The sequence below is a fragment of the Thermomonas sp. genome (assembly GCF_019104945.1).
In the GTDB taxonomy this organism is placed as follows: domain Bacteria; phylum Pseudomonadota; class Gammaproteobacteria; order Xanthomonadales; family Xanthomonadaceae; genus Thermomonas.
The window spans coordinates 54,527-76,689 of sequence record NZ_JAHRWW010000005.1 but is presented as its reverse complement, the minus strand read 5'-3'; the positions used below and the strand labels follow the sequence as shown (position 1 = coordinate 76,689).

The 22,163-nt window shown below is 59.0% G+C and carries 22 protein-coding genes; 14 read left to right on the top strand and 8 right to left on the bottom strand.

The features are described from left to right. Positions 1-2,096, bottom strand: a 2,096-nt coding sequence (locus tag KUL77_RS01685) for a M3 family metallopeptidase (protein WP_297142756.1), incomplete at its 3' end; no start/stop codon positions are given. Between the two features lie 161 nt (positions 2,097-2,257). Here KUL77_RS01685 and KUL77_RS01680 point away from each other — a divergent pair. Then, positions 2,258-2,665 (top strand): hypothetical protein, encoded by a 408-nt coding sequence (locus tag KUL77_RS01680; protein WP_297142751.1) that lies wholly within the window; start codon positions 2,258-2,260, stop codon positions 2,663-2,665. Positions 2,666-2,671: 6 nt separating this feature from the next. On the opposite strand, the gene KUL77_RS01675 is transcribed toward KUL77_RS01680, so the two are convergent. Continuing rightward, positions 2,672-3,481, bottom strand: coding sequence for a ferredoxin--NADP reductase (locus KUL77_RS01675; RefSeq protein WP_297142749.1), 810 nt, complete (start codon positions 3,479-3,481; stop codon positions 2,672-2,674). Positions 3,482-3,603: 122 nt separating this feature from the next. Here KUL77_RS01675 and KUL77_RS01670 point away from each other — a divergent pair, with 122 nt between their 5' ends. After that, on the top strand, positions 3,604-4,158 hold the full coding sequence (locus tag KUL77_RS01670) for a DUF488 domain-containing protein (RefSeq protein WP_297142747.1): 555 nt from the start codon (positions 3,604-3,606) through the stop codon (positions 4,156-4,158). On the opposite strand, the gene KUL77_RS01665 is transcribed toward KUL77_RS01670, so the two are convergent. Beyond that, complete coding sequence (locus KUL77_RS01665; RefSeq protein ID WP_297142744.1) at positions 4,138-4,638, bottom strand: TerB family tellurite resistance protein; 501 nt, start codon at positions 4,636-4,638, stop codon at positions 4,138-4,140. The two genes, KUL77_RS01670 and KUL77_RS01665, sit on opposite strands and share 21 nt — an antisense overlap. A 108-nt stretch (positions 4,639-4,746) precedes the next feature. On the opposite strand from KUL77_RS01665, the gene KUL77_RS01660 reads away from it, so the two are divergent. Continuing rightward, positions 4,747-6,267, top strand: coding sequence for a fumarate hydratase (locus KUL77_RS01660; RefSeq protein WP_297142753.1), 1,521 nt, complete (start codon positions 4,747-4,749; stop codon positions 6,265-6,267). Continuing rightward, complete coding sequence (locus tag KUL77_RS01655) at positions 6,267-6,665, top strand: hypothetical protein (RefSeq protein WP_297142741.1); 399 nt, start codon at positions 6,267-6,269, stop codon at positions 6,663-6,665. Before KUL77_RS01660 ends, KUL77_RS01655 begins: the two co-directional genes overlap by 1 nt. An 18-nt stretch (positions 6,666-6,683) precedes the next feature. Here KUL77_RS01655 and phaR read toward each other — a convergent pair whose 3' ends face one another. Then, positions 6,684-7,169, bottom strand: coding sequence for a polyhydroxyalkanoate synthesis repressor PhaR (gene phaR / locus KUL77_RS01650; protein WP_297142738.1), 486 nt, complete (start codon positions 7,167-7,169; stop codon positions 6,684-6,686). 83 nt (positions 7,170-7,252) lie between these two features. On the opposite strand from phaR, the gene KUL77_RS01645 reads away from it, so the two are divergent. After that, positions 7,253-8,047 carry a tRNA threonylcarbamoyladenosine dehydratase gene (locus KUL77_RS01645; RefSeq protein ID WP_297142735.1) on the top strand — a complete coding sequence of 265 codons (795 nt, stop codon included), beginning with the start codon at positions 7,253-7,255 and terminating at the stop codon, positions 8,045-8,047. A gap of 10 nt (positions 8,048-8,057) precedes the next feature. Here the strand turns inward: KUL77_RS01645 and KUL77_RS01640 are convergent, their stop codons facing one another. Further along, on the bottom strand, positions 8,058-8,834 hold the full coding sequence (locus KUL77_RS01640) for a TatD family hydrolase (protein ID WP_297142732.1): 777 nt from the start codon (positions 8,832-8,834) through the stop codon (positions 8,058-8,060). A 5-nt stretch (positions 8,835-8,839) separates the two neighbouring features. Beyond that, a complete protein-coding gene (locus KUL77_RS01635; protein ID WP_297142730.1) occupies positions 8,840-9,061 on the bottom strand; it encodes a DUF6116 family protein in 222 nt (73 codons plus the stop codon). Between the two features lie 151 nt (positions 9,062-9,212). On the opposite strand from KUL77_RS01635, the gene KUL77_RS01630 reads away from it, so the two are divergent. The 9 genes from KUL77_RS01630 to KUL77_RS01590 all read left to right on the top strand — a co-directional run bounded on the left by KUL77_RS01630 (position 9,213) and on the right by KUL77_RS01590 (position 18,835). After that, complete coding sequence (locus KUL77_RS01630) at positions 9,213-10,040, top strand: glycine zipper 2TM domain-containing protein (protein WP_297142727.1); 828 nt, start codon at positions 9,213-9,215, stop codon at positions 10,038-10,040. A 212-nt stretch (positions 10,041-10,252) separates the two neighbouring features. Continuing rightward, positions 10,253-11,416, top strand: a complete 1,164-nt coding sequence (locus tag KUL77_RS01625; RefSeq protein WP_297142724.1) for an acyl-CoA dehydrogenase family protein — start codon at positions 10,253-10,255, stop codon at positions 11,414-11,416. Between the two features lie 8 nt (positions 11,417-11,424). Beyond that, positions 11,425-11,967, top strand: coding sequence for a GNAT family N-acetyltransferase (locus KUL77_RS01620; protein ID WP_297142722.1), 543 nt, complete (start codon positions 11,425-11,427; stop codon positions 11,965-11,967). A gap of 15 nt (positions 11,968-11,982) precedes the next feature. Further along, positions 11,983-14,259 (top strand): thiamine pyrophosphate-dependent enzyme, encoded by a 2,277-nt coding sequence (locus KUL77_RS01615; protein ID WP_297142719.1) that lies wholly within the window; start codon positions 11,983-11,985, stop codon positions 14,257-14,259. Between the two features lie 107 nt (positions 14,260-14,366). Continuing rightward, a complete protein-coding gene (locus tag KUL77_RS01610) occupies positions 14,367-15,614 on the top strand; it encodes a sugar phosphate isomerase/epimerase family protein (RefSeq protein WP_297142716.1) in 1,248 nt (415 codons plus the stop codon). A gap of 9 nt (positions 15,615-15,623) precedes the next feature. Next, positions 15,624-16,106, top strand: a complete 483-nt coding sequence (locus tag KUL77_RS01605; RefSeq protein ID WP_297142713.1) for an S-ribosylhomocysteine lyase — start codon at positions 15,624-15,626, stop codon at positions 16,104-16,106. After that, a complete protein-coding gene (locus KUL77_RS01600) occupies positions 16,103-17,248 on the top strand; it encodes a sedoheptulose 7-phosphate cyclase (RefSeq protein WP_297142710.1) in 1,146 nt (381 codons plus the stop codon). Before KUL77_RS01605 ends, KUL77_RS01600 begins: the two co-directional genes overlap by 4 nt. Further along, on the top strand, positions 17,226-17,936 hold the full coding sequence (gene ubiG / locus KUL77_RS01595; protein WP_297142708.1) for a bifunctional 2-polyprenyl-6-hydroxyphenol methylase/3-demethylubiquinol 3-O-methyltransferase UbiG: 711 nt from the start codon (positions 17,226-17,228) through the stop codon (positions 17,934-17,936). Before KUL77_RS01600 ends, ubiG begins: the two co-directional genes overlap by 23 nt. A 2-nt stretch (positions 17,937-17,938) precedes the next feature. Then, complete coding sequence (locus KUL77_RS01590) at positions 17,939-18,835, top strand: UbiA family prenyltransferase (RefSeq protein WP_297142706.1); 897 nt, start codon at positions 17,939-17,941, stop codon at positions 18,833-18,835. A gap of 3 nt (positions 18,836-18,838) precedes the next feature. On the opposite strand, the gene KUL77_RS01585 is transcribed toward KUL77_RS01590, so the two are convergent. Then, a complete protein-coding gene (locus tag KUL77_RS01585; RefSeq protein WP_297142703.1) occupies positions 18,839-20,497 on the bottom strand; it encodes an acetolactate synthase large subunit in 1,659 nt (552 codons plus the stop codon). A gap of 3 nt (positions 20,498-20,500) precedes the next feature. Beyond that, on the bottom strand, positions 20,501-22,108 hold the full coding sequence (locus KUL77_RS01580; protein ID WP_297142701.1) for an FAD-dependent oxidoreductase: 1,608 nt from the start codon (positions 22,106-22,108) through the stop codon (positions 20,501-20,503). Positions 22,109-22,163 lie beyond the last annotated feature (55 nt).

Below are 22,163 nucleotides of genomic sequence, written 5' to 3'. Positions count from 1 at the left end.
AGGTTCGGGAACAGCTTGCCGGGGGCGATTTCGCCGCCCGGAGCAAGTACCTTCGCACGCACGCGGTCGCCGTTTTCCAGCGTCAGGCCGCCGTTGTTGCGGATCCATTGGGTGGTGTTGGCGCCCAGCACTTCCGACCAGATATAGGCGTAATAACCGGCCGCGTAGCCGCCCATGATGTGGCTGAAGTAGGGCGTCTTGTAGCGCGGCTGCACCGGCGCGTAGTCAAAACCATCGGCTAGCAGTGCCTTGGCTTCAAACGGCATGATGCCTGCAGCGTCGGGAATCTGCTCCAGCGGCAGTTGGTGCAGGTTTTGGTCGAGCATCGCGGCTTGCAGGTACTCGGTGGTGGCAAAGCCTTGGTTGAACTTGGAGGCGGCAATCACCTTGTCCAGCAGTTCCTTCGGCATGGCCGCGCCGGTCTGATAGTGCTTGGCGTAGTGCGCCAGCACTTCCGGCCAGTCGGCCCACATCTCGTTGACCTGCGACGGATATTCCACGAAGTCGCGCGGCACGTTCATTGAGAAGTACGGGTAGCGCACGTCTTGGAAGAAGCCATGCAGGGCGTGGCCGAACTCGTGGAACGCGGTAGTGACTTCGTCCCAAGTCAGTAGGGTGGGCTTGCCTTCCGACGGCTTGGGCACGTTTAGGTGGTTGGCCACTACGGGTTTTTCGCCCAGCAGCGCCGACTGCGCGACATAGGTATTCATCCACGCACCACCGCGTTTGGAGGCACGCGCATAGGGGTCGAAAATGAAGATGGCGAGCTTGCTGCCGTCTTTGTCGGTGACTTCATATGTCCACGTATCGGCGTGGTATTTCGGCAGGTCGGTGCGCTCTTTGAAGCTGATGCCATACAGCTTGTTGGCGGCATAGAACACGCCGTTTTCCAGCACATTCTTCATTTCGAAGTAGGGCTTGAGCTGGCTCTCATCGAAGTTGTACTTGGCTTGACGCACTTTTTCGCTGTAGAACGCCCAGTCCCACGGCGCGAGCTGGAAGCTGGGCTGTTTGGCCTTTTTCTGCTCGCTGTCGATCATGGCCTGCAGTGCAGCGCCTTCGCGGCGCGCGTTGGCTACCGCCATCGGCGCGAGCTTTTGCAGCATGGCGTTGACGTTGTCTTGGTTGGCGGCGGTTTCATCGGCCAGCACAAAATTGGCCGAGGTGTCGTAGCCCAGCAGGCGCGCGCGCTGGGCGCGCAGCTTCAGCACTTGCGACACAATGCCGGTGTTGTCCCACTGGTTGCCGCGGCTGTTGCGGCTAATGGACGCCTCGCGAATACGCTGGCGCAGGGCGCGGTTTTGCAGCTGGGTTTCAACCGGCTGGCCAGTGGTGTTGAGCAGGGCAATCACGTACTTGCCTTCTAGCCCGCGTGCCTTGGCGGCTTCAGCGGCAGCGCCAATTTGCTCATCGCTAAGGCCTTTGAGCTGGGCGATGTCGTCCACCACCACGGCGGATTCGTTGACTTCTTTCAGCACGTTTTGGCTGAACTGGGTGCCAAGCTTGGACAGCTGGGTGTTGATGTCACGGATCTGCGCTTTTTGTGCGTCCGTAAGGGCGGCGCCACCGCGTACGAAGTCTTCGTAACGCTTCTCCAGAAGGCGCTGATCAACGGCATCGAGGCCCAGCGTTGCGCGTGCATCGTAGAGGGATTTAATGCGCGCAAACAGCTTGGGGTTTAGGGTGATGCTGTCACGGTGCGCGGAGAATTTCGGCGCGTATTCTGTTTGCAGGGCATCGCGCGCGTCGTTTTTGTCTGTGCCTAGCAGGTTGAAGAACACATTCGTGGCGCGGTCAAGAATTTGCCCGCTTTTTTCCATCGCCACGATGGTGTTTTGGAAGCTGGGCTTTTCAGGGTTGTTGGCGATTGCGTCGATTTCGGCCAACTGCTGCGCCATACCGGCGTTAAATGCGGGCGCGAAATCGCTGTCTTTGATTTTGTCGAACTGTGGGTAGTTCAGCTCCAGCGGGCTGGGGGCGGCAAACGGGCCGCTATAGGCGGGGGCGGTGGTCATGGTGGTGGCTTGCTTCTTGGCTGCGGCGTGGGCGGGGGTGCTCAGGATCGTAGCGATTGCCAACGCCAGCGCGCAGGTAATGGGTTGTTTCATTAGACAGGTTCCAATGGTGCGATTACGACGCTCAAGGATACTTCATGTGCGCCAAGGCCGGGCCATTGGCCGGTTCAGAGAGAGGCTGCCGTTATGGTTTAATGGAGCTTGGCTCCCTATTGCCGCCGAAGGAGGGCTTAGAGATGCTTATGCACACTTCTGCAGACGTGTTCACCGGCCCGGGTTATCGGCTTACGTTTCAGTTTCAGCCCGATTATTTGCAAGTGCGCTTGAGCGAAGGCGCTGCTCCTAATGTCGAAACGATGCGGTCTTATTGGGCGCTGATTGCCGAGCGCGTGCACCAGTTGCAGGCTACCCAGCTGCTTGTTTTGGATGATATGCCGGGGGAAGTGCTGAGTGATGCGGGGATGGAGCTATTTTTCCAAGGCATCGAAGCGCTTGGGCTGAAAGATACCCGTATTGCCTACGTGAAGCAGCGCGTGGATATGGCCATGCGCATGGAAGAGGTTGAGCAGCAGGCCTTGGAACTAGGTTATTACGTACGGATGACAGCCAACGAGTCGGATGCGCGGCTGTGGCTGTCATACGGCGAATAGCCGCGCTTATTTTTCGACGAAGGCACGCTCGAATACATATTCCCCCGCGCTGCCGATACGCGGCGAGGCGGTAAAGCCGCGCTCATCAAGAATGCGGCGGAAATCGGCCAGCATTTGCGGGCTGCCGCAGATCATCGCGCGGTCGTGCTGGGCGTCGAGTGCATCTAGACCGAGCGCTTGCGCGATGCGGCCTTGCTCTAAATGGTCGGTAATGCGGCCGCGGTGGTCCTGCCCATTAAATTCAAACGCCTCGCGCGAGACCGCCGGGTAGTAGAGCAGCCGGCCTTTGATGGTTTCGCCCAAAAGATCGTGGTTGGGTAGTTCGTTTTCGATGTAATCGCGGTAGGCCAAGTCTTCCGCACCGCGCACACCGTGGCAGAGCACCACGCGCTCAAAACGCTCGTAAGTATCGGGGTCTTTGATGATCGACAGCCACGGCGCCAGCCCGGTGCCGGTGCCCAGCAGGTAGAGGTTGCGCCCAGCGTGCACATCGGAGATCAGCAATGTGCCGGTGGGTTTACGCCCAAGCAAAATCGAATCGCCCGGTTGGATATGCTGCAAACGCGAGGTCAGTGGCCCGTTTTGTACTTTGATGCTGAAAAACTCCAGCTCTTCTTCCCAATTCGCACTGGCGATGGAATACGCGCGCATCAGCGGTTTACGCGTGCCGTCGGGCTGTTCCACTTCCATGCCGATCATGACGAATTGACCGTTGTCGAAACGGAAACCATCGTCGCGGCTGAGGGTGAAGCTGAAGTAATTGTCGGTCCAATGACGAACGTCGAGCACGGTTTCGGTGCTGAAAGGGGAAGCCATGGCATGTCTAAAGTTACGAAGCTGGCGGGTATTTTACGATGCGGCGCAGCATTGCATTTGATTCGGCTCAAAAATGAGGAAACAAACGCTGCGTTGACCTGTGTTTTGGCATGCTAAACGGCATGTCAGACAGTACTGGTTCACTTTGGACAATCGGCCACTCCACGCGGCCGTGGGACGAATTTGCGCATATGCTCACGCAGGCACAGATCAACGTATTGGCCGATGTGCGTCGGTTTGCGGGCTCAAGGCATAACCCTCAGTTTTCAAGGGATGCGCTGCCGGATGCGCTGGCCGAGTGCGGGTTGGTCTATTGGCCTCTGCCTGCACTGGGAGGGCGGCGCAAGCCGCAGCCGGATTCGCCGAATACGGCGTGGCGGGTGGAGGCGTTTCGCGCCTATGCCGACCATTTGGCCAGTGCAGAATATGGGGAAGCACGTGATGCGCTAATGCAGCGCGCAGGACGCGAGCGGGTCTGTGTGATGTGCGCGGAAGCGGTGTGGTGGCGCTGCCACCGGCGGTTGATTGCCGATGACTTTACCGCGCGCGGCTGGACGGTATGGCACCTGATGGCACCGGGAAAAACGGTTCAGCACATCCTCAATGCCGACGCCGTGATGGTGGACGGCGTCTTACGTTATCCCGGTGCGGAAGGCCTAGCGCTTGATACTAAATAGCGCGAGTTTGTTATCCAGCGTTGCAGGCGCCAGTTTGAGGTTTTGGGTGATTTCCACCATCGTGTCGTATTCGCGTGGGTCTAAGCGGCCGTCGGAGGCGGCAAGACGGAGTAGGCAGTCGTAGAGGCGCTCGACCTCTTTTGAATTTGCTGGATGGCTGTCGGTGAAGCGCAGAATTTCGGCGTTCGGATGAATATCACGGCGCATACCGCGATCGAACGCAAGCGCCGCGATTTCGCGCTTGGCCATCGACATTTTGCTTTCGTCCATCACGGTATTGGCGAAATTGCTTTCGTGGCTGGTCACCAAACGATCGGCTTTGGCGAGGTAGCCCATCAGCCCGAAGATCACTTCGATCATCATTTGTTCATCAGCATCGGGTTTGCCAAGGCCCAAAAGGTCGCCCACAAGCAAGCCAATATCGCTGATAACGCCGCGAAACCCCTCAAACTTGCCCGCTGCTGCATGTGCTTCGGTCATTGTCCCTTCCCCGGATTGGCCAAGCGCCCATCCTGCGCCAGTTCGCCGTGGCTGAAAAGGGGGGCTGGTATCATAGGCGCTTCTTTGAGCAACCCAAGCCATCGTACCGTGACCGCCATCAAGCAAGAAGATTTGATCCAATCTGTCGCAAACGCGCTGCAATACATCAGCTATTACCATCCGGTGGATTTTATTAAAGCCGTAACGGCCGCCTACGAGCGCGAAGAATCACCGGCCGCCAAAGACGCGATGGCGCAGATTTTGATCAATTCTCGGATGTGCGCCGAAGGCCATCGGCCGATTTGTCAGGACACCGGGATCGTGACAGTGTTCCTAGAAGTGGGTATGGAGGTGCGCTGGAAGGGCTTCACCGGCTCGCTGGAAGATGCGGTAAATGAAGGTGTGCGCCGCGCCTACCTGGACCCCGACAACAAGCTGCGCGCCAGTGTGCTGGCCGATCCGGCTGGTAAGCGCCAGAACACCAAGGACAACACGCCTTGCGTCATCAATATGAAAATCGTCGCCGGTGACAAGGTGGATGTGATCGTTGCGGCCAAGGGCGGTGGTTCTGAAGCTAAGAGCAAGTTCGCGATGCTGAACCCGTCTGACTCGATCGTCGATTGGGTGCTCAAGACCGTGCCGACCATGGGCGCTGGCTGGTGCCCACCGGGCATGCTAGGGATTGGTATTGGCGGTACTGCTGAAAAAGCGATGCTGCTGGCCAAAGAGGCGCTGATGGAAGAGATCGACATTCAAGACCTCATCGCGCGCGGCCCGCAAAACCGCGTGGAAGAATTGCGCATCGAATTGTTCGAGAAGGTCAACGCGCTGGGTATTGGCGCGCAGGGCCTGGGTGGGCTGACCACCGTGCTCGACATCAAGATCAAGGATTTCCCGACCCATGCCGCCAACCTGCCGGTGGCCTTGATCCCCAACTGCGCGGCCACCCGCCATGCGCACTTCACCCTAGATGGTAGCGGCCCGGTGGCGCTGGATCCGCCGTCGCTGGAAGATTGGCCGAAGCTGACCTATAGCCCGCAGAATGCGCGCCGGGTGAATCTCGATACGATTACCCGTGAGGACGTAGCCAGCCTCAAACCGGGCGAAGTGCTGCTGCTGTCGGGTAAGATGCTGACCGGCCGCGATGCCGCCCACAAGCGCATGGTGGATATGCTCAACAAGGGCGAGTCGCTGCCGGTGGATCTGGCTGGGCGCTTTATCTACTACGTTGGCCCGGTGGACCCAGTGCGTGATGAGGTTGTTGGGCCAGCCGGCCCCACCACCGCCACGCGCATGGACAAGTTCACCAATCAAGTGCTTGAGCAAACCGGCCTGCTGGGCATGATCGGCAAAGCCGAGCGCGGGCCGGTGGCGCTGGAAGCGATCAAGAAGCATAAGTCGGTCTATCTCATGGCGGTGGGTGGCGCGGCGTACCTCGTGTCGAAGGCGATCAAAGCAGCCAAGGTGGTGGGCTTTGCCGATCTTGGTATGGAAGCGATCTATGAGTTCGAAGTGAAAGACATGCCGGTGACCGTTGCGGTAGATAGCAACGGCAGCTCGGTGCACCAGAGTGGCCCACGTGAGTGGCAGGCCAAGATTGGGCTGATTCCGCTGGAGGTGGTGGCCTAATGGGCAACGAGCGCATCACGCAGGGGCCGGGGTTCAAGATTCGTTTTCGTAACGAACACGGTTACCTGCGCGCGCATGTGTTTGGTGGCCACGATTCACAGCAGGTGTCCACTGCGATGTGGACGATGATCGGCGCGGAATGTCAGCAGCAGGGGGCAACCCGGCTGCTGGTATTGGAAGAGCTACAGGACATTGTGGGAGACATTGACGTTTCAGCGATCAGCCAGACCATGGTGGATGTGGGGCTAAAGCCGGTGCGCATCGCCTTTGTTGAACTGACAAATGACATCACGCTCAATGAATACGGTGAAATCCTGTGCTTAGAGCTTGGCATCGCGGTGCGCGTCTTTAGCCGCGAAGACGCCGCACGTCGGTGGCTGCTTTATTCAAATGATTAAGTACCGTCTAACCGCGCATTAGCGCGGTTTGCGGGTGGTTTTGTCGCTGGGCTGAACTGGGTTGCCGAGTGAGCCGGTAAGATTTTTTTGGAAGTCTTTCCACAGCGCCATATTGCGCTCGGTCATTTGATTGATCGCGGCCCAAGGTGTCTGCCCCAGCATGCCCCCCATCTGTTGGCGGAACTGATGTTGCTGTTCTAAAAACATTTGCATGGAGCGCTCTAAATAATTACCCATGAAGCCCTGCAGCGAGTCGCCGTAGAAGCGGATGAGCTGGCTCAGCATTTGCGTAGAAAGCATTGGCTGGCCTTCGGATTCGTGTTCGGTGATGATTTGCAGCAGCACTTGCCGCGTTAAATCTTCGCCGGTTTTAGCGTCACGCACCTGAAATTCGTCGCCGTCGATAATTAGTTGGCGCACGTCTTCAATGGTGATGTAACTAGAAATTTCAGTGTCGTAAAGACGACGGTTGGGATACTTCTTGATAATCCGGATGTCGGACATTGAGCAAACACTCGAAATAGTGATCCTGCGTGCAGCATGGCGCAGCGCAGCACAGCTTGCAACATGACCTTTAGACTAATGCGATGGAAAACGATCTAAAACAGCGTTTTGGCGGTATTGACCGCCTGTACGGCAGCGGTGCGTTGATGCGGCTTGCGCAGTGCCGCGTCACCGTTGTGGGTATTGGCGGCGTGGGTTCGTGGGCGGTGGAAGCGTTGGCGCGCAGTGGCGTGGGCCAGCTTACTTTGGTCGATGCCGACGACTTGTGTGTGTCCAACACCAATCGCCAGCTGCCGGCGCTGGAAGGGCAGTATGGCCGCGCCAAGATCGAGGCGATGGCCGAGCGCTGCCGCGCGATCAACCCGCATTTGCGGCTGGAACTCAAGCAGCAGTTCCTCACACCCTCCAATTTGGATGAATTATTGGGCACGCCGGTGGACTTGGTGCTGGACGCTTGCGATAGCTTTCGCAGCAAGGTGGAAATGATCGCGTATTGCCGACGCCGCAAGCAGCCGATCATCGCGGTGGGCTCGGCGGGAGGGCGCAGCGATGTAACGCAGATCCGGGTGCGCGATCTCTCGCGCACCGAGCACGATGCGATGTTGTCGCTGATACGAAAAAAACTGCGTGGGGAGTTCAATTTTCCCAAGAACCACGACCGCTACTTCGGTGTTCCTGCGGTGTATTCACTGGAGAACGTGCGCTATCCGCAGGCCGATGGCAGCGTCTGCGGCATCCGCCCGCAGCTGGGCAAGGACGATGCACTAAAGCTGGATTGTGGCGCGGGCCTTGGCGCGGCCACCCACGTGACCGGCGCGTTTGCATTCGCAGCGGTGGGTAAGGCGATGGAGATGTTGCTGAAGCCGAAGCGTGGGTGATGGGGCGCGTTCAATTGCTTCGCGGTGTGAGGTCGAAAAGACGTTCGGCGTTTTGGGCAGTGGCTTCCGCAATGGCTTCTGGCGTAACGCCGCGCAGCTGCGCCACAACATGCAACACTTCGAGCAAATAAGCGGGCTCATTGCGCTGGCCACGATGTGCGCTACCGGGCTGGTCGGGGCTGTCGGTTTCCAGCAGCAGTTGTTCCAGCGGCATGCTGGCAACTAATTTGCGCAAGCGGTTGGCGCGCTCATAGGTGATGGGGCCACCAATGCCAAGTAAGAAGCCAAGTTTGTGCAACTGCGCCGCTTGCTCTTGGCTTCCAGAAAAACTATGCACGACCCCACGCAATCCGCCGACACGGCGAATGCTGGCGATCACCGCATCCACCGCGCGCCGCGCGTGCACAATGACGGGTAAATTGAATTCACGCGCCAGGCGTAGCTGGGCATCAAAGTAGTGCTGCTGTAGCTGTGGGTCTAAATTCTCAATAAAAAAATCCAGCCCACATTCACCAATCGCAACAGGTTTTTCGCGCTCGATCCATTCACGTAACTGCAGCAGGTGCCAAGGCCGGTGTTCGGCCAAATACATAGGGTGCAGGCCATAGGCAGGATAGAGCGCGGTGTGGTTGGTGCAGACGTGTTTGAGCTTGGCCCATGCCGCTGCGTCAACCGCTGGAACGATTTGCGCTGCAATACCTGCCACTGTCGCGCGGGCGTAGGCGGCAGCGCGGTCGGCATCGAATTCGGCCGCATCAAAATGGCAGTGGCTGTCGATAAGCCGCATCGGTGTTAGCGTTTTATCTCGCCTTCAATAGGCGGCTTTTCATCGCTAGGCTTTTTCCAGCGGGCCAGCAGCAACGTGCCAAGGCCCAGCAAGATTTCGTCGATCAGTGGAATGAAATCCGGTACGAGCAGATCGATAAAAAACAGCGCGGCAGTGACCGCAAATAGGCGCGGGAAGCTGAGTTTGCCCAGCCAGCGCAAAAGAGGGGATAGAAATGGGTTGCTCATGCGGGTAAAACTAGCATGCACGCGGAATACACATCATGCGGGTGAAACTGAACGGCAGTGAGATGCGTCACAGTACACTCGGCGTGGGTTCAGTTTCATCGTGTTGGAATCAACCCATTCCCCCACTCACCGTTTTTGCAGGAGCCAAATTATGTCGAACAACAACACTATCGCGATTGCGCTTGCGGCTTTGCTGGTGGGGGGCGTGGCCACCGCTGGCTATATGAACAGCCGCAGCAACAAGACAGACGAAGCGCTGCCCACTACCCCCGCTGCGCCGCAGGCGGGCCAAACAGCAGGTAGCACAGAACCATTACCGCCGGATACCGCTATCCCAGCATCGGGTAAGTTGGAATATGCCGAGGTGCTGAACGTGCAGCCGGTGACGGCAAGCGAGCCGCTGTACGCCACTGTGCTTAAGAGTACGCCGATCAATGAAACCAGCACCAGCAACACGCCGCGCGAAGTGTGCGAAGACGTGGTGGTGCAAGAACGCTTGCCAGAGAAAGATGGCAACGTAGGCGGCACCGTGGCTGGGGCGCTGATTGGCGGCTTGGTGGGTAACCAAGTGGGCGGTGGTAACGGTAAAAAATTGGCAACTGTGGCGGGCGCGGTGGCCGGTGGCTATGTTGGCAACAAGGTGGATAAAAATCATGTAGGCGGCAAGGTGGTGGAGCGTACCGAGCGCCAGTGCCATACCGTGAACAACACCTCGTCCACTTCGCACACGGTGGGCTATGACGTGAGCTACCGCAAGCCGGATGGCAGCACCGGCAGCATGCGGATGGATAAAAAGCCGGGCAGCAAAATCGCCATGGGTGATGGCAGCAAGACCATTGGCTACGACGTCACCTACCGCTTGAACGGGCAGGATCGCACGGTGCGTATGGATCAAAAGCCGGGCACTCAGCTGCCGGTGATCGATGGTCAGGTGGTCACGCAAACAGCGGCGGTAGATACCGGCGCGACGCGTCAGTAAGCGCAAACTGCATCTCTAACGTCAATGCAAACAGGGTCGGGTGACCGGCCCTGTTTTGCGTTTACGAAGGCAAGATGTGCGGTGAGCAGGCGAAACGACCGCTTAGCCCATAACGAATGACGTTTTGTGCGATTTATTTGGGCAAATCGAACGTACCGCCTACGCGTCATGCGTGATTACAATGGCAGTTCGTCCAAATTAACCAGAACGCCATGGCCCTGAATCCGTATGATCTGTTTGATGTTCGCTCCCTGCTCACTGAAGAAGAGCGCGCGGTGCAGGACACCGTGGCGCGCTTTACCGACGAGCGGGTGATTCCGATCATCGGTGATGCCTTCGACCAAGGGCGCTTCCCCAAAGAATTGGTGCCGGAAATTGCCGAGCTGGGCCTGCTGGGTTCCTCGCTGCCAGAGCAGTACGGCTGCGCGGGTTTGAATGGCGTGAGCTATGGCCTGATCTGCCAAGAGCTGGAGCGCGGCGATTCCGGCATACGCAGCTTCGTGTCGGTGCAGAGCTCGCTGTGCATGTACCCGATCTACGCCTACGGCAGCGAAGAGCAGCGCATGCGCTGGCTGCCGGACATGGCGGCGGGCAAGGTGATCGGCTGCTTCGGCCTGACCGAGCCGCACGGCGGTTCCGACCCGGCCAACATGAAGACCCGCGCGGTGCGCGACGGCGGCGACTGGGTGATCAACGGTTCCAAGATGTGGATCACCAATGGCAACCTGGCTGACATCGCCATCGTCTGGGCGCAGACCGACGAGGGCATCCAGGGCTTCGTGCTGGAGAAGGGCATGCCCGGCTTCACCGCGCAGGAGATCAAGCACAAGATGTCGCTGCGCGCCTCCGTCACCAGCGCGCTGTTCTTCGACAACGTGCGCGTGCCCGATTCCAGCCGCCTGCCGAACGTGAAGGGCCTGAAGGGGCCGCTGGGCTGCCTGACCCAGGCGCGCTACGGCATCACCTGGGGGCCGATCGGCGCGGCGATTGCTTGCTTGCACGAGGCGCTGAACTACTCCAAGGAACGCATCCTATTCGACCGCCCGGTGGCGGCGACGCAAAGTGCCCAGCTTAAGCTGGCCGATATGGCGCGCCGAATCACTTCTGCGCAGCTGCTGGTGCTGCAGCTGGGCCGTCTGAAAGATGCGGGCACGATGCAGCCGCAGCAGGTGAGCTTGGCGAAGTGGAACAACTGCCGGATGGCGATTGATATTGCCCGTCAGTGCCGCGATCTGCTTGGCGGTGCGGGTATCACTACCGAGCACGCCGCGATTCGCCACGCGCTGAATCTGGAGTCCGTCATCACCTACGAAGGCACCGAAACCGTGCATCAGCTGGTGATCGGCCGTGAGCTCACTGGCATCAACGCGTTCTAAATCTCGCCATGGCTGACGCGCCCACCTTGCTTACCCCACGCCTGCGTTTGCGGGCGTGGAAGATGGATGATTTCGAGCGTTACGTCGAGCTATTTGGCAACCCCGAAGCTGCGAAACACGTTGGCGGAGCACTGCCGCGTGGCGGCTGTTGGCGGCGCTTTTTGCAGATGCCCGGTGCGTGGGCGCTGCAGGGCTTTGCCATGTTCGCCATTGAAGAAAAATCCAGCGGGCGCTGGGTGGGACAGGCCGGGCCGTGGCAGCCGGACGGCTGGCCGGGGACCGAAATTGGCTACGCCATCCATCCCGATGCGCAGGGCTTCGGCTACGCCACCGAAGCCTGCACAGCGACGATGCATTACGCCTTCGACGTGCTGGGCTGGACGTCGGTGATCCACAGTATCGATGCTGAAAACATCGCCTCTCAAAACGTGGCGCGCAAATTAGGTTCGCGCGTGCTGCGGCGCATTGATCATCAAGCCCCATTCAACGACGCCGTTGTTGACGTGTGGGGACAAACCCGCGAGCAGTGGCGGCAGCGCCACGGCCAATGACTGAACGAGTCCATCATGAGCTTTGCTACCGTTCCAAACCCAATTCCTGCCCGCATGAAGGGCCTGAACCGCGCTGAGATTTGTGACGTCAATTTTCAAGAGTTTGTAAAAAATTGGAGCGGTACGGCGCAGCCTAAGCCCGCCGCACACGAGGCGATTTTGGACGGCAGCGCACTCGACGCGCAGGGCTTCCGCGAGCTGTTCGAATCGCAGCTGATTTCGCGCCACCTGGACTTGATGGCGCGGGTGCTGCGGGTGCAGAACAAAGTCTTCTACACAATTGGCTCCAGCGGCCATGAAGGCAATGCGATGGTGGCGCGCGCGGCGCGGCATACCGACCCGGCCTTCCTGCATTACCGCAGCGGCGGCTTTATGGCCGAGCGTTTCCGCAAGCTGCCGGGGATGGATCCGATCATGGATTCGGCGCTGAGTTTTGCCGCCAGCGCGGAAGACCCAGCCAGCGGCGGCCGCCACAAGGTCTGGGGCAGCAAGCCTTTGTGGGTGATCCCGCAGACCTCGACGATCGCCTCGCAGCTGCCGAAGGCGCTGGGCACCGCGGTGGCGATCGAAACCGCCAAGCGCATCGGCCACGCCCTGCCGATTCCCGATGATTCCATCGCGATCTGCTCGTTCGGGGATGCGTCCAGCAATCACGCCAGCGCGCAGACCGCGTTCAACGCCACCTCGTGGATGGCCTACCAGAAGCTGCCCGCGCCGGTGCTGTATGTCTGCGAGGACAACGGCATCGGCATCTCGGTGAAAACGCCGACCGGTTGGATCGCGGAGAACTTCCAGAACCGCCCCGACCTCGACTATTTCTTCGCAGATGGCCTGGACCTGGCGGCGGGCTATACCGACGTGCTGCGTGCGGTGGAGCATTGCCGCAAGACCCGCCGCCCGACCTTCCTGCACCTGCGCACCAACCGGATCATGGGTCACGCCGGTACCGATTTCGAGATCGAATGGCGCAGCATTGAAGAACTGTGCGCGGTGGAAGCGGCCGACCCACTGCTGCGTTCGGCGGCAATCGCGCTGGAATCGGGGCTGATGTCGAAGGACGAAATCCTCGCCCTGTACGAAGCGACCCGCACGAAATGTTTCGCCGCCGCCGAAGACGCTGACCAGCGCCCGCGTATCGAAACGCTGAAAGAAGTGATGCGCCCGCTGGCACCGTACACGCCGGACAAAGTGGCGGCCGAGGCCGCGCGCATGCCTGCGCACGAAGCCCGCATCAAGGCGTTTGGCAGCGAGGACAAGCTGCCGGAGAAGCAGGTGCCGAAGCATCTAGCGATCCAGATCAACCAAGCCCTTCACGACCTGTTCGCCAAGTATCCGGAAACCCTGCTGTTCGGCGAGGACGTGGCGCAGAAGGGCGGCGTGTACACGGTGACCAAGGGCCTGCACAAGGCCTTCGGTCCGCGCCGCGTGTTCAACAGTCTGCTTGATGAAACCACCATCCTTGGCATGGCGCAGGGCTTTGGCACCATGGGCATGCTGCCGGTGCCGGAGATCCAGTACCTGGCCTATCTGCACAACGCGATCGACCAGATCCGCGGCGAGGCCTGCTCGCTGCAGTTCTTCAGCAATAACCAGTACCAAAACCCCATGCTGGTGCGCATCGCGGGGCTGGGCTACCAGCGCGGCTTCGGCGGACATTTCCACAACGACAACTCGGTGACGGCGCTGCGCGACATCCCCGGCCTCGTGGTGGGCTGCCCTTCGCGCGGTGATGATGCGGCGATGATGTTGCGCACGCTGGCGGCCTTGGCCAAGGTCGATGGCCGTGTCTGCGCCTTCCTCGAACCCATCGCCTTGTACATGACCAAGGACCTGTACGAGGCCGGCGATGGCGGCTGGCTCACCGAGTACCCGGCGCCGGACCAGGCGTTGGTGCTGGGCGAAGAGCGCGTCTACAACGCGGATGCAAAAGACTGCGTGATCTTCAGCTACGGCAACGGCATGCCGATGTCGCTGCGCGCCGCGCGCGAGATCGAAAAGCAGCACGGCTGGCAGGTGCGGGTGGTTGACCTGCGCTGGCTGGTGCCGCTGAACCACGCCGCGATCGCCAAACATGCGGGCGAGTGCGCGCGCATCTTGGTGGTGGACGAAGGCCGCTTCAGCGCCGGCATCGGCGAGGGCGTGATCACCGCGATCACCGAGGCAGGCTTTGGTGGCAAGCCGCTGCAACGGGTCTGCGGTGCCGATACCTACACTCCGCTGGCCGGCGCGGCGTTTCTGGTGATTCCGAAGGATGAGGACATCGTTCTGGCGGCACAAAAGCTTGTGAAATGAGGAAAAAAGGGGGCGTAGCGATGCGCCCCCGTACAGGACTTGATCTGTATCAGATAATGCGGCGCTGGGGCGGGGTATAAAATGGCAAGTTTTTTTCGGAACTGGCCATGGGCGCGATCCAGCTCAGCTACAGCACCTTCGGGTTGACCAATCTTGATTTTTTAGACGCCATCGATGCGGTCGATCGGGCGGGCTATGCCGGGGTAGAGATTTCCTTCCACCGCGACCAGTTCAACCCGTTCAATATCGACGACGCTTATTTAGCGGAAGTCAAAAAGCGCCTTGATGCGCGGCGAGTAAACGCCGCCTGCGTGGCTACGGCCTCGCATTTCTTTGATCCACACCGCCCGCATGAGCCGTCACTGATGGCGCTGGAAAAAGCTGGGCGCAAGCGCAGGATCGATCTTGTAAAGCGTGGGATCCATGTTGCGCGCCAGTTGGGAACGAATCTTGTCACCTTCGGCAGCGGTTTCGTGCGCGATGACCATGTGGCGCACCCCGAGGTAAACCCTAGTGAATTGTTAGTGGATTCGATCCACGAATGCCTGCGCGAAATCCGCGACGATGAAGACATTACATTGCTCATCGAACCCGAGCCGGGCATGTATATCGAAACCATGGCGCAGGGGCTTGAGCTGATGCGGTTGGTGGATTCACCCAAGTTCAAACTGCATATCGACATCTGCCACGCATATTGTTCTGAACACAATTACGTTGACGCTTTGGCCCAAGCGGCACCGCACGCGAAGTATTTACATATCTCCGATGCGCGTGAAGGCTATAACCTGAAAATTGTGCAAGACCACCCCGAACTTGCGCCAGACCTCGGCTTTGCCAGCGTACTGGTGCATTTTCCGGATAACGCAGAGTTTTTGCTGCTGGATCGCAAGCACCCGATTTATTTTTACGAAGGCACGTTATCGCTTACACGCAGGCAGCGGGTCGATGCGTTGCTGCAGCAGGCGAATGTGCAGCAAGATTTGCAACTGATCGACTACCGCAGCCTGTATGCAGGTAGCTCGCCGCGGGACGATGAAATTTTCACCTATCTCATTTCCATGCCGGGGCTGAGCTATGACGTGCTGGAACGTGCGCGCCCCATTGCAGGCTATCTGCGTGGTGCCAAGCGCGCGCCGCTGGTGGACAAGATGGTGGCCAATACCTTGACCGGTATCGTGCACTTTCACGAAATCCCAGGGGAAGGCACGCTGGATTTTGCCGCAAGTTTCAAAGCACTCACTGAGAACGGATTTAGCGGCTACGGCTCGATCGAGCTGTATCACCACGTAGAAGGCTGGCAGAAGGCGCTGGACGACAGTTATCGCCATCTCATGCCGTTTCTTGCAACCCCTTAAGGAGCCATCATGCCGGATATCAAAGCACTGGGCTGGAATCTCGATCTAGTGGGCGAGATGGATCATCGCCGCCTCAAGGCCCCTAGCATCAAATTGCGCTCGGGCCGCCTTGGCGCACACGGTGACGCGATTTTTTGCGTTGATCTGCGCGTGCGCCATCCCAATGCCGATGAGTACATGACCGATACCGAGCTGCACTCGGTCGAACACTTTTTGCTAGAAGGCTTTTCGCGCCTGCTGCCGGAGCAGTTTATTTCGGTGGGCATCATGGGCTGCCAAACGGGCTTCTATCTGGTGTTTCAGAATGAAGGCCGGGTGGACGTGGTCTGCACCGCGTTGGAACGTATTTTAGAAAGCATGCTGGATGCCAAAGCGGTGCCGTATGCGAATGTGGAGCAGTGCGGGCGTTGGCAAAACCATAGCCTTGGCGCTGCGCAAGCCATTGCCCGCGAGGTTTTAGACCACCGTGATCACTGGCTGGACGCCGCATGACGCAAGCGGAAACTCGCTGGCAGGTGCGCGTCAATCGCCCGATTGCCTATGACGTGGTGAAAACACCGGATCTATTTGCTCCGGAAAACGACACACTGATGAGCTTTGGCTGGCCGCAGGGGCGGCGCTTTGTGGTGGTGGACGGCAATGTGATGCGCCTACACGGCGATCGCATTGAGGCGTATTTTCAGCAGCGCGGTATTGAAGCCAAGATCGTTGTATTTCCCGGCGGGGAAGAAAATAAAACGATCGAGATCTATCAGGACTTGGCACGCAAGCTCGACGCATTTCCTATCCACCGCCGCGATGAGCCGATCATCGCCATTGGCGGTGGCGTGCTCACCGATGTAGTGGGTTTTCTTGCGGCCAGCTATCGGCGCGGCGTGCCGCATATCAAAGTACCCACCACCTTGATGGGCTATATCGACGCGGCGCTGGGCATCAAGGCCGGCATCAATTTCAACGGTAATAAAAACCGCCTCGGTGCGTTTGAACCACCGCGCGCGGTATTGCTGGATCGCAGCTTTTTACCCACGCTCCCCAAACGCCACCTGCTTAATGGTGTTTGCGAAATTATCAAGCTGGCGATCATCCGTGACGCACCGCTGCTGCGCTTATTGGAAGAGCAGGGCGCGCAGTCGATTGCCAACTGTTTTAGCAGCGCTGAAGGCGAAGCAATTTTAGACGCTGCAATTGGTGGCATGTTGGCCGAGCTTGCACCGAATCTACACGAAGAAGAGCTGGCGCGCCGGGTCGATTTTGGCCATACCTTTAGCTACGGTCTTGAAACTCGCCACGAGCACCACCTGCTGCACGGCGAGGCAGTGTTGCTGGATATCCTGGTCTCGGTGCTCATTGCTTACCACCGCAATTTACTGAGCGAAGCGGATACCGCGCGCGTGTTCGCGCTGGTGCGCACGCTGGAAATTCAGCTGGATTACAGCGTGTTGGATGCGCAGCTGATGTGGGATGCGCTGCAGGATCGCGTCAAGCACCGCAATGGCCAGCAGCGCGTGCCGATGCCGCAGGGCATGGGGCGCTGCATCTTCCTCAACGATATTAGCCGCAGCGATTTGAACGCTGCGCTTTCACAATTACCTACATGGATAGCACCACACAATGAGCACGCCTTCGAACGTTGATAGTCAAGAAGTAAGTAAATTCGACCGTGTTGCCCAGCTGTGGTGGGATCCAAACGGCAAGATGGGTATGCTGCACGTCATCAATCCTTTGCGCAGCCAGTTCACCTTCGATCATGCCGATGTGCGCGGTAAACGCGTGGTGGACGTGGGCTGCGGTGGCGGTATTTTGACTGAAACCCTAGCCAAAGCCGGGGCGAATGTCGTGGGTATTGATCAGTCAGAATTGACCTTGGAAGTAGCCAAGCAACACGCATTAAAAAGCGGCTTGAATATCGACTACCGCATCCAAACAGTTGAGGAATTGGTGCTGCTGGAAGCGGGCACCTTTGACGTGGTGACCTGCCTTGAAATGCTGGAGCATGTGCCGGACCCAGCGGCGGTGATTGACGCCTGCACGCGCCTGCTCAAGCCCGGTGGACATGTGATTTTCTCCACCATCAACCGCAATTTCAAAGCGTGGCTGTTTGCCATTTTTGGCGGTGAATACATCTTGCGCATTCTGCCCAAGGGCACGCATGAGTACGCCAAACTGATCCGCCCTGATGAAATGAAAGCGTGGTCGCAGCAAAGTGGCCTCACTCATCTTCGTAGTGCCAGCCTGATGTACAACCCGCTGTTTAAGTCGTTCAAAGTGGCGAAAGGCAAGGAAGATGTGAACTACATGATGAGCTTCGTTAAAAAGGCCTGAGCATGCGCAAATTTCTCGCTCTCTCACGTTCGACCCACGGCGTGCTGGATATCGCCATGGCCGGGTTTGCGGCGCTGCTGTGGCTGGGGCATTTTCCAGAGTGGAAGGTGCTACTGGTGGCGCTGATCACCGCAGGGGCGGGCTATACCGCGATCTATGCGCTGAACGATCTACTGGGGGTGAAAGTTGATCGCGAGAAATTTGCGGGACAGGGGATCAACCCCGGCTATTCGGTAGAGGCTTCGGATCTGCGCTATCCCATCGCACAGGGCAAGCTGAGTCTGCGCAGCGGCATTGTGTGGTTTGCCTGCTGGTATGCGGTGGCGCTTGTGGGCGCGTATTGGTTGAACCCGCTGCTAGTGCTGGTGGTGCTGGCCGCGCCGGTGCTGGAAGCCGGTTATTGCATGTTGCTTAAAGTGACCTATTGGCGCGTGGTAGTCAGTGGTTTGGTGAAATCGCTCGGCCCAGTGGCGGCGGTGCTCACCGTGGTGCAACGCCCTGACCCATTGCTCTTGGCGCTGATGGTGGCGTGGCTGATGGCATGGGAGATTGGTGGGCAAAATGTACCGGCCGACTGGAACGATGTGGAAGAAGATAAGCGTGTGGGGGCAAAAACAATTCCTGTGACCTTCGGGCCGCGCGTTTCTGGAACCGTGATGCTGCTCGCCATCATTGCAACCTTGGTGCTGAGCTATTGGCTGCCTGCGATGTCGCCACTTCAATTGGGGATGCCTTATCAGATCGCTAACCTCGCCATTGGCGTATTGCTGTTGCTGGTGCCGGGCGTTCGTTTGTTCCGCACCCTTGACGGCCGTTTGGCGGCGCGGTTATTCGATCGTGCGAGCTTTTACCCCGTTGCGCAGTTGGTACTCGTCACGGTGTTCGTGCTGCTGAATTAAAGGCTATGGAGCTAGCTTGCGCTTGAGCGCTATTGCTAACGGTTTAGGTAAGTTGGGCAGCGAGCGCAGCAGCCACGGCAGCACGCGGCGCTTGCCGGGGCCTAGCGATTCTGGCACTAGCGCTTCGATCAAATGCGGCCCGGGTGAAGTCAGTGCGTGCTCCAGCGCAAGACAAAAGGCTTCCGCCGTGGCCGCGCGCCGCGCACTCACCCCCATGCCCTGCGCGAGTTCGGCAAAATTGATCACCGGGCCGCGCAGGTCGAGTTGCGATTTCGCTTTCGGGCCGACCTGAGCTTCTGCTCCTACGCGATCTAGCTCCACATTTAGGACCGAATAGCTCGCATTATTGAAAATAATCGCGGTGACATTGAGCTGCTCGCGTGCCATCGTCCACAGGGCTTGAATGGTGTACATGGCAGTGCCGTCGCCAATGAGCGCAATGACTGGGCGCTGCGGGCAGGCGATGGCTGCGCCTACGGCATTCGGCAGGCCTTGGCCGATCGCGCCGCCAGTGAGTGTGATGAGGTCGTGACGTGGCCCGCCTTGGGTCATCACGCCGAGCATCAAGCCGGAAGTGATGGCTTCGTCAATCACGACGGCATCGTGCGGAAGTAAATACCCAACCGCTTTGCATACTTTGGCGGCGCTGAGCTTGCCGCGTGGGCGCGATGGGCGTTTGGCAGGTTGTAGTGTGGGTGTGGTCGAGTCGGCTTCAAGTTTCGTGACAAGTTGCTGAAGACTGCGTAGCGCGTCTTGTTCGGGTGTGGCAAGCGTATGCACATGGCAGCCATCGGGCACTAGGTCGCTGCGTTTGCCGGGATAGGCGAAGAACGATACCGGCGATTTAGCATCCACCAAAATAAGGTGCTCGATTCCACTGAGCTGGAGCGTCGCCATTTCTGCTAAATAGGCGATGCGCTCCACCACGGGTAGGCCCGCGCCGCGTTGCAGGCGGGTTGGGAACACTTCGCTAAACAGCTTAGTGCCATAACGCGCCGCAAGTTTGCCTGCGGCCATAAGTGCGGGCTCATAGAGCGCCTGCCCGCCGAGCAAAAAAGCAACCTTCGCACCACTGCGGATCAGGCTGGCAAGCGCTGTGAGCGTGGCCTCATCCGCTGCTTGCGGCGGTGTAATGGGGTGCGGCGGGCAGGGCGTGCCACCTTCGCCCCAAGACACATCGGCGGGCAGAATCAATGTGGCTACTTGGTGCGGATAGCTGCGCGCCGCGGCGAGTGCATCGATGGCGTCTTGGCACAGCGCTTGGGTGCTTTGCGATGTACGCACGAAGCCGGGTGAAACATTGCGGGCAACGGTTTCAATATCCGACTGCAACTGCGCGTTGTACTGCACATGGTAAGTGGCGTGATCACCCACGATATTAAGTACAGGCACTTTTCCTTTGCGCGCGTTATGCAGGTTGGCAAGACCATTGCCAAGCCCGCAGCCCAGGTGCAGTAACGTGGTGGCGGGCTTGCCTGCCATGCGTGCGTAGCCATCGGCCGCGCCGGTGGCCACGCCCTCAAACAGGGTCAATACGGCGCGCATACGCGGCTCAGAGTCAAGTGCCGCAACGAAATGCATTTCACTGGTGCCGGGGTTAGAAAAACACACTTCTACGCCCGCATCGGCCAGCGTTTTCATTAGGGCTTGTGCGCCATTCATTCGCTAGTTTCCTGTAGTAATCGAGCGCGCCGCCGCACGCGCGGTTAGGATGCAGCCGGGCAAGAATGTGCCTTCCAACGAGCGCTTGCCGCTGGCTCCACCGCCACCAAAGCCTGCCGCTTCACCCACGCAATACAGGCCGGGAATGGGAGCGGTATTGCCGTCCAAGACGCGGCTTTGTAGGTCGGTTTGCAGCCCACCCAAACTTTTGCGGGTAATGAGCTGCATTTGGATGGCGATAAACGGGCCACTGCCCGGTGCTTGCAATGGTTTGGGGGCGCAGGTACGTAGCCGGTCTGATCCCCACTGCCGCGCGTGCAAGATGCTGCGAATTTGCGCATCGTTATGCAAGTGCAAGCCGTTGGAGAAATTCGCGTCGAATGCATCGGCTGTGGCTTGCAGTGTGGCTGGGCTCACGTCTTGTTGGCCGGTGAGCGCGTTCATTTTTTCCGCCAGTTCGCGCAGCGTCTCTGCCACAAGAAACTGTGGCACCTCCTGCTGCATTTGCTGCACCAAGCGCTGGTTGCCCAACAAGGTGTCTTTGAGGAAATGCAAAAACTGTTTATCGCGAATGCGCGGGTTGTGCTCGGCGCCGGAGATGGCGAATTCCTTGAGCGCGATACGCCAGTTCAGCAGATGCCACGTCCACGGCCGTTCTTGTTCGGCCACGCGTTGGCAAAGCCAGTGGGTGTCAAAGCCGGTGACCAACGGTTCCGGCCCGATACGCTCGCCCCGATGGTTAAGCCAAAGGGCCGACTTGCAGGGAATTGCAGACAGTCCATGGCCGCGGAAGTGGGGCTTCGGGTGGGGGAAGCCCGCCGCGTAATTCCACATATCACCCGCATGGGTAATTTGCGCCCCAAGCCCCGCGGCGAGGTGGTGCAGTTTGCCATCGGCAAAGGGGTGGGCGCCGTTGAGCATGGTGTGCGGGCGCGCCTGATCCAGCGGCCAGTTGCGTACGGTTTCGGCATGGCTTCCGTTTAAGCCCCCCATCGCCAGTACAACGCATTCGGCATGCAGCTGCACTTCACGGTTGTTGGCTTCGTCTAGTACCGTTGCGCCAGTTACGCCATTGTGGCCATATTCCAGCCCGGTAACGCGGTGCTGGTGCAAAAGTGTTAGGCGGCCGCTGCGGCCCGCCTCGTGTAAGGCGGCAATAAGGCGCAGCGTCAGCGCGTGCGCGGTGCCCCAAACAATATGGTAGCGCGGCAGGCTGTTGCCGTCGCCGTGCAGGCCACGTTCTACCCAGTTCACTGCGGGCATAAAGCCAATGCCGTGCGCGGTGAGCCAGTCATAGACTTCACTTATGCTGTGCTCAACGTAATAGCGCGCCCACTGCAGCGGGAAATGGTCGTCGGGATCGAGCTCTCCAAAACGAACCCAATCGGCTAGCGCCCGTTCGGGCGTGTCGGGAATCTTGCGCTTGGCCTGTAGCGGCGTGCCCACCAGAGCCATGCCACCAAAGGCCCAGCGCGCCAATCCGCCGAAGCGCTCGGGGGTGTCCCGGTCCACTAATGTCACGCGCCTGCCACCGCGTAGGCATTCCAGTGCGGTGACGATACCGGCCAGCCCCCCGCCAATGACAAGAACGTCAGAATCAAATGCCGTCATGCAACCCCTCGATACAGCGGCGTATGTTGTCTGCCTAAGATAGCGGTAAATGCGA

Excerpts from the sequence above, each read along its gene's own strand:
- ubiG (WP_297142708.1), top strand. The coding sequence starts at position 17,226 with ATGAGCACGCCTTCGAACGTTGATAGTCAAGAAGTAAGTAAATTCGAC.
- KUL77_RS01605 (WP_297142713.1), top strand. The coding sequence starts at position 15,624 with ATGCCGGATATCAAAGCACTGGGCTGGAATCTCGATCTAGTGGGCGAG.
- KUL77_RS01670 (WP_297142747.1), top strand. The coding sequence starts at position 3,604 with ATGTCAGACAGTACTGGTTCACTTTGGACAATCGGCCACTCCACGCGG.
- KUL77_RS01585 (WP_297142703.1), bottom strand. The coding sequence starts at position 20,497 with ATGAATGGCGCACAAGCCCTAATGAAAACGCTGGCCGATGCGGGCGTA.
- KUL77_RS01640 (WP_297142732.1), bottom strand. The coding sequence starts at position 8,834 with ATGCGGCTTATCGACAGCCACTGCCATTTTGATGCGGCCGAATTCGAT.
- KUL77_RS01600 (WP_297142710.1), top strand. The coding sequence starts at position 16,103 with ATGACGCAAGCGGAAACTCGCTGGCAGGTGCGCGTCAATCGCCCGATT.
- KUL77_RS01675 (WP_297142749.1), bottom strand. The coding sequence starts at position 3,481 with ATGGCTTCCCCTTTCAGCACCGAAACCGTGCTCGACGTTCGTCATTGG.
- KUL77_RS01665 (WP_297142744.1), bottom strand. The coding sequence starts at position 4,638 with ATGACCGAAGCACATGCAGCAGCGGGCAAGTTTGAGGGGTTTCGCGGC.
- phaR (WP_297142738.1), bottom strand. The coding sequence starts at position 7,169 with ATGTCCGACATCCGGATTATCAAGAAGTATCCCAACCGTCGTCTTTAC.
- KUL77_RS01620 (WP_297142722.1), top strand. The coding sequence starts at position 11,425 with ATGGCTGACGCGCCCACCTTGCTTACCCCACGCCTGCGTTTGCGGGCG.
- KUL77_RS01615 (WP_297142719.1), top strand. The coding sequence starts at position 11,983 with ATGAGCTTTGCTACCGTTCCAAACCCAATTCCTGCCCGCATGAAGGGC.
- KUL77_RS01590 (WP_297142706.1), top strand. The coding sequence starts at position 17,939 with ATGCGCAAATTTCTCGCTCTCTCACGTTCGACCCACGGCGTGCTGGAT.
- KUL77_RS01635 (WP_297142730.1), bottom strand. The coding sequence starts at position 9,061 with ATGAGCAACCCATTTCTATCCCCTCTTTTGCGCTGGCTGGGCAAACTC.
- KUL77_RS01680 (WP_297142751.1), top strand. The coding sequence starts at position 2,258 with ATGCACACTTCTGCAGACGTGTTCACCGGCCCGGGTTATCGGCTTACG.
- KUL77_RS01580 (WP_297142701.1), bottom strand. The coding sequence starts at position 22,108 with ATGACGGCATTTGATTCTGACGTTCTTGTCATTGGCGGGGGGCTGGCC.
- KUL77_RS01630 (WP_297142727.1), top strand. The coding sequence starts at position 9,213 with ATGTCGAACAACAACACTATCGCGATTGCGCTTGCGGCTTTGCTGGTG.
- KUL77_RS01625 (WP_297142724.1), top strand. The coding sequence starts at position 10,253 with ATGGCCCTGAATCCGTATGATCTGTTTGATGTTCGCTCCCTGCTCACT.
- KUL77_RS01655 (WP_297142741.1), top strand. The coding sequence starts at position 6,267 with ATGGGCAACGAGCGCATCACGCAGGGGCCGGGGTTCAAGATTCGTTTT.
- KUL77_RS01645 (WP_297142735.1), top strand. The coding sequence starts at position 7,253 with ATGGAAAACGATCTAAAACAGCGTTTTGGCGGTATTGACCGCCTGTAC.
- KUL77_RS01610 (WP_297142716.1), top strand. The coding sequence starts at position 14,367 with ATGGGCGCGATCCAGCTCAGCTACAGCACCTTCGGGTTGACCAATCTT.